This window comes from Aquimarina sp. U1-2, assembly GCF_017897595.1.
Classification (GTDB): Bacteria; Bacteroidota; Bacteroidia; order Flavobacteriales; family Flavobacteriaceae; genus Aquimarina.
Genome location: NZ_JAGKIK010000162.1, coordinates 1 through 287, shown reverse-complemented (window position 1 = coordinate 287; position 287 = coordinate 1). Strand labels below are relative to the sequence as shown.

Sequence of the window (287 nt, the reverse complement as noted above, 5' to 3'; positions counted from 1 at the left end):
GAAGGAACAGGAATCCAAAGAAATGGTATCTAATATAACTACAAAAACAAAACGATACAGAGACATTATTTCCTTCAGAAAAATGCAGGATAAAGTCAATAATCGCGAAACAAACTATTAGAAATGACCGCAACCATCATTTTAGGAATTGGGCTAGAATATATCGACACGGTATTTCAAACCATACAGAACAGCAGTTTTTCGCAATATACCATTGCAGGAATGAAAACGCGTGCTGTATTGTTTTTCTTGGTCAATATCCTAAAAAAATACAATGAAGGAATTGC

General features: G+C 34.1%; 1 pseudogene. It reads left to right on the top strand.

Going from position 1 to position 287, the window contains the following annotated elements:
• Positions 1-121: pseudogene (locus J8281_RS19765) on the top strand (conjugal transfer protein); the annotation flags it as partial.
• Positions 122-287: the final 166 nt, after the last annotated feature.